The sequence below is a fragment of the Novipirellula sp. genome (assembly GCF_041583735.1).
Lineage (GTDB): Bacteria > Planctomycetota > Planctomycetia > Pirellulales > Pirellulaceae > Novipirellula.
In genome coordinates, this window is record NZ_JBFHFD010000647.1 from 1 (window position 1) to 4,908 (window position 4,908).

The window sequence follows — 4,908 nt, forward strand, 5'->3', positions numbered from 1 at the left end:
CGAACAACCATGGATGAGTTTCATTTTCATTCGTGGCGGGTCGCGCTACTGCCGGAGCTGGACCAGACCTCTTTGTTTGGGAATGTCGACTTCTCAGGTCCGGCCACGGTCGCTGCAAACCAAGACGTTTTGAACACATCCGTCCCAGTTTTTCTCTGCCCGTCTACGCCCAATGCCAACGCCTTGGTGCCAGATATCTATGCCTTCAACGATGGCAAGCCACCGACACAAAACGTCGGTACCGCAACTCGCAGCGACTACGAAATAATCGGTGGCGTCAACTATGGCGATGGTCCTGATTCAGCTAGCATCGTCCTTGACGTGGCGTACGGGCCCTGGGGCGAGCCCAAATACGACATAGTGACCTTTGACGTTCAAACCGTTCGAGAGGCGAGGCTGAGAGACATAACTGACGGTCAAAGCAATACGATTCTTGTTGCTGAACGGGCGGGACGCCCGGATCTGTACCAACGCGAAGCTGCTGTTAAACCACATCCCAACGGAATGGACCACTTCCAAGCTGCTTGGGGAGTTAGTGCCAGCTACCCATGGCTGATTCCATCGCACGAGGAAACTGTTGTGAACGCCTCAAACGACAAAGGAATCTACGGTTTTCATTCTGGGGGTGCTTATGCTTGCTTCGCTGATGGAAGCGTTCGGTTTCTAGCCGAGAGTTCAGATACAGCTGTCATCAATGCTCTAATTACGCGTGCCCACGGCGACATTGCTAAGGGAAACTGAAAACCACGAACCATGGTATCGGGATAGTGGCCGCATTGCTGCGGCCCCCTCCCACAATACCTAGCATGCCGGTCCCCGCCCAAGTGCCACATCTACCTGCACTCCGTCTTCCTGTTTGGCTTCGTGTTCACATGGACACTCGCCTGGAGCTACCGGCCTCTAAGTGGTTTCTGTACGTCAGCGGCTCAGTGAGATTGCCTGTTTCGGCCAATCACGTGATAAAATCTTCGTGTTCGAATTGGGCGAAGCGTTGCTTGTTGATCACGACAAAAGAGTCCATTGGGCTCGATCCAACATCAATCAACAGTGGCAAAAGGCTTGCATACAATCGCATGCACTCGCGCTGGCGGCCGGGCCGGTTTCAAATGGAAAGTCATCACCGCCGGACCTGTGATGTCCGCCGTTCCCCGACTGAAGAAATGCAACTCGACGACTCACCGTTCACGAAATTGTTCCCCATGAAGGAGACGCCGTACAATCCTGATGGATCATCCGGTTGGTTGGCTGAAACTCCGACGCACGACGAGTGGCCAATCGGTGACGAGAACGCCGACGAATTACCCCCACAACCTGCCGCTGTCACCGCATCGGCGAATCAATACGGGATTAAACTCCCGGACGAATTCATTGACTTCATTCGCAACGCCGAACTGCACAAACACCTACGATCAGCCAACGGTGATTTTCTCGACGTAGCCCGATCAGTGCTGAAAGCATTAGACGGCTACCTCGTTCGATGACTGTCGGATCAACAGGGTTGCTACGTTTACCGCAAACGCTGTGATGTTGTCTTTTGCAATTAGCGGCGAACATCCGAATATGGGCGACGGAGCCGTCGCGACGATCGGCGCAATAACGGGACTTGCGTTCGACAGAATTGTTTTCCGCTCCCATCTGTAAGCGGAATTTGCTAAACTGCGTTGGAAATGAACATCATGCTGATGCACTTTTGCCGAACACTGCGATGCACGCCGAGCACTCAAAAGCCCGTTCACTATGTGCCCACTCGTCCGTTCGTACCGGGTGATCGCCGCCGTTCGACTAGCACTCACTCCTCTCTATTACTCTTAGGAACCAACATGATCAACCCAATGAAACTTCGTGCTGCTACGGCTTTTGTGATACTGACAGCGTTCATGGCCTCTGCAGTCGCGCAGGATCAACAGCAACCCGCAGCGAAAAGCAAGGGACTTGTAGCGGATGCCTCTTCGACTTTGCACCAGAAGATGCTGGGTGAATGGGTGCTTTCAGGTGAGCCCGGTGCTGAGATTGAACCTAAACCCGGCGCTAGGATGAAATTCTTTGGTCATAGCCACTGGATCATCACCGAACACGATCCGTCGACTGGCGTAGTGACTTTTCACCACGGCGGAACTTATGAACTTGATGGAGACAGCTACACGGAAAAATTGACGTTTGCAAATGAATCTACAAAACACATGATTGGCTTGGTCTTCAAATTCAAGATCAAGGTCGCAGACGGCAAATACACGCAGGAAGGCGACGGCAATCCATTCACCGAAGTTTGGACTCGACCAAAGAAATGAATCGACACGCCGGAGTCCCGTCCGATTCATGAATCGTCGTGACAGTGCAGTGACTGTACAGTGCAAGCGAATAACCCTCGCATACACTCGAGGACGGGTGGTTAGTTGTTTCGTCTGCTTGAAAATCTTTCGCCCGTCCCCGCCGATGCGTAATGTTCCCCGACTGAACCACGATCTTGCCTCCACGATTAAAATCTACTCCAACGCATGGAATGACACTGTCGCAATGCTTGGCTGGGGGATCGCGTTTGCTACTGTGTACGGCGTGATCTGCTACACTGCTGTCACCGCATCGGCCGACCGGGATACAAACCCCGATGTCTTGGGTTCCCAAGGAGATGGATAACCAGAGGATTGCATGGGAGTGGCGGTGGCCGTGCCTTTCGAAGTCGATGATCAACTCCCGCCACCCCGTGAATTCCAACGTTACCCGACTGAAGTCCCTTCACTCTTGCAGTTCATGCAATGCACAAACTCGATTTGCTCCGTGATCAATGTCAAATTCAGCAGTACGTTTGGGACCGTCTGGATAACTACGAGCCGGAATGGGAGTGGGCGCTTGGCGACGTGGACCGAAAGGTCTCACTCATCTCGACCGGGTTCTCATTCGAGCAAAACGGTTGGTTCGCGATGGTGCTTGACCGACGACCACGCGCTCAATGCGATGGCGAATGGCAATCGCTAATCGCTCGCAACTCCCTTCCCATGCCGCACTGGGATCTCAAAGGCGAATACGACATTGAAGTAGCACACTACAATCCAAAATGGAAACCGCCCAAAAACGGATTCGACGAAGACTCGGTGACCCAATTGTTCGGCGAAACGATCCGAGATGCTATACTGCACATGCGAGATCAAGGTGCGCTGAAGTATCCATTCCTGGCGTCGAATGCAGCTTTCTTTGTCGAAGAGCACGAAGGCCGGTATGGTTGGCCTGAATACAAGGCCTTACGTACTGATGGACGTTGCCGACTAAAGACCAATCGCGGAGGATAACGATGCGATGATACGGATCGGCGGTGGTCGCCGTTTTCACAGTGGTTAAGTCGCTCGCGCTGCCCGCACATCGCCACCGTTATGCCAATAAAGGTTGTTTCACTATGTGTAGATACTCTCATTTTATAATCGCGTCGCTCCTATTATCGCCTGCGAGTGGAGTCAAGGCTGAAGAAGGTGACCCTGCAAATTCGCCAGTACACGACATTGCGCGTGCCGTAGACCAACTTGAGAATGCGATTCAAGGCAAAGACCACCGCCCTCTGGAAGAGTTCGTAGCGGAGAATGCAACCTTCCAGGGCATGCGTCCCCTACGCAAAATGCTGAAAGATGCGAAACCGGTGAAGTTTGATCCGGATAGCCGGCGGTTTTGGCTGCCGCTATCGAAGGTAGAGCCGAAGTCAAAACTCGGTCCCTATTTACCGCAAGGGGTGGATGCCAAAAACACTGTCCTCGTCTTCCGCGACACGGATGCGCGAGAGGATCGTCGTTTCCGTTTATTCTATTGGCTTTCTAACACTGATGGAAAATGGATGGTGATCTACAACGCCGACGGCTGGGACTCACTGGAGCCGCTCGCTTCGGCCGCGAAGAGCTTTCCAAACGATAACGAAAAGCAAGATACCGAAACAAGGCCGTGAACCGGGGCATCGAAGTCAGGCGAATTAGAAATTGCAATTGAAATTCCTTCGTCGCTGCCCAGTTACGGCGACCGTTTGCCCACCGAAGTTCAATGACAACCAACAACATAACAACGATCAATTTGGTCCAGGCGATGTGCCTTCGCCCGCGGATGTATACGAAAAACGGTACTGTAGCCGAGGTCTGCGAGCTGTTGATGGACGTTAACTCACCGCAGCCGATCGGCGGGTCACGCAACAATGCCTCTGCGCTCGCAACCGTTGCATGGTTACGTGCGAATACGTCTGGCGACCGCCATGTTGCTGCTGAATTACTTGCGGAATGCGGGACTGACGAGAATGCACTCGCTAAAATCTGCGAATTTGCGTCCACGTTGCCGCCAGACTGACGTACTCCACTCGCTTAACCGATTTTCCATACGCCACTTTCAGTCCCGACGTTCAGCACTTCATCGACAAGCAAGCAACAGACCGCAATGTCCGCGCCGAGTTAACGACGCTAATTGCCGCAAACACCGACTACACCGACATCGTGATTGAAACAAAACATCTGAAGGTGGTTTTCGTCTCTATCTCCGGCACTGTTCCAAGTCGTCCCGCGATTGACCAACTTCTCGCTGACTTGTCTCGCTTGGAATTCGTGCCATACTGTAGTCTTCGTGGTCGCGTGATTGCTCGGGACACGGGTGCGGTTCATGAATTCTCGCATAACGATCTCAACTTCGACACGAACAAGACATTGGGGCACTCTCGCATGCACCGGAGTCCAGGTGGTCCGTCTTCTCGTTTGATTGCAAGTCGTTCGCCCGTCCCCCATGATTTCAAACGTCACCCGACTAACTTGTCCATGCCACGTGGTTCGAACAACATGTTACGCTGCTGTTCGGAAATAACTTCGTCATTCGCGTTTTGTTACAAATCACGCGGGTGAAGTGTTTTCTTTGTAGTGGACGAGGCTACGAGTCCCGTCGTGCCACTCAGTC

7 protein-coding genes are annotated in these 4,908 nt (G+C 52.8%); all 7 read left to right on the plus strand.

What is annotated here, in order from left to right:
- The coding region (locus ABX962_RS30150) for a DUF1559 domain-containing protein (protein WP_372725102.1) at nt 1-741 on the plus strand (741 nt) is incomplete at its 5' end.
- A 458-nt stretch (nt 742-1,199) separates the two neighbouring features.
- On the plus strand, nt 1,200-1,481 hold the full coding sequence (locus tag ABX962_RS30155; protein WP_372725104.1) for a hypothetical protein: 282 nt from the start codon (nt 1,200-1,202) through the stop codon (nt 1,479-1,481).
- A gap of 339 nt (nt 1,482-1,820) precedes the next feature.
- Entirely contained in the window at nt 1,821-2,288 is a 468-nt protein-coding gene (locus tag ABX962_RS30160) for a hypothetical protein (protein WP_372725105.1), read from the plus strand.
- Between the two features lie 145 nt (nt 2,289-2,433).
- A complete protein-coding gene (locus ABX962_RS30165) occupies nt 2,434-2,634 on the plus strand; it encodes a hypothetical protein (protein ID WP_372725107.1) in 201 nt (66 codons plus the stop codon).
- 119 nt (nt 2,635-2,753) lie between these two features.
- A complete protein-coding gene (locus ABX962_RS30170; protein WP_372725109.1) occupies nt 2,754-3,284 on the plus strand; it encodes a hypothetical protein in 531 nt (176 codons plus the stop codon).
- A 23-nt stretch (nt 3,285-3,307) separates the two neighbouring features.
- Nucleotides 3,308-3,925, plus strand: coding sequence for a hypothetical protein (locus tag ABX962_RS30175; protein ID WP_372725110.1), 618 nt, complete (start codon nt 3,308-3,310; stop codon nt 3,923-3,925).
- A gap of 92 nt (nt 3,926-4,017) precedes the next feature.
- A complete protein-coding gene (locus ABX962_RS30180) occupies nt 4,018-4,314 on the plus strand; it encodes a hypothetical protein (protein WP_372725112.1) in 297 nt (98 codons plus the stop codon).
- Nucleotides 4,315-4,908 lie beyond the last annotated feature (594 nt).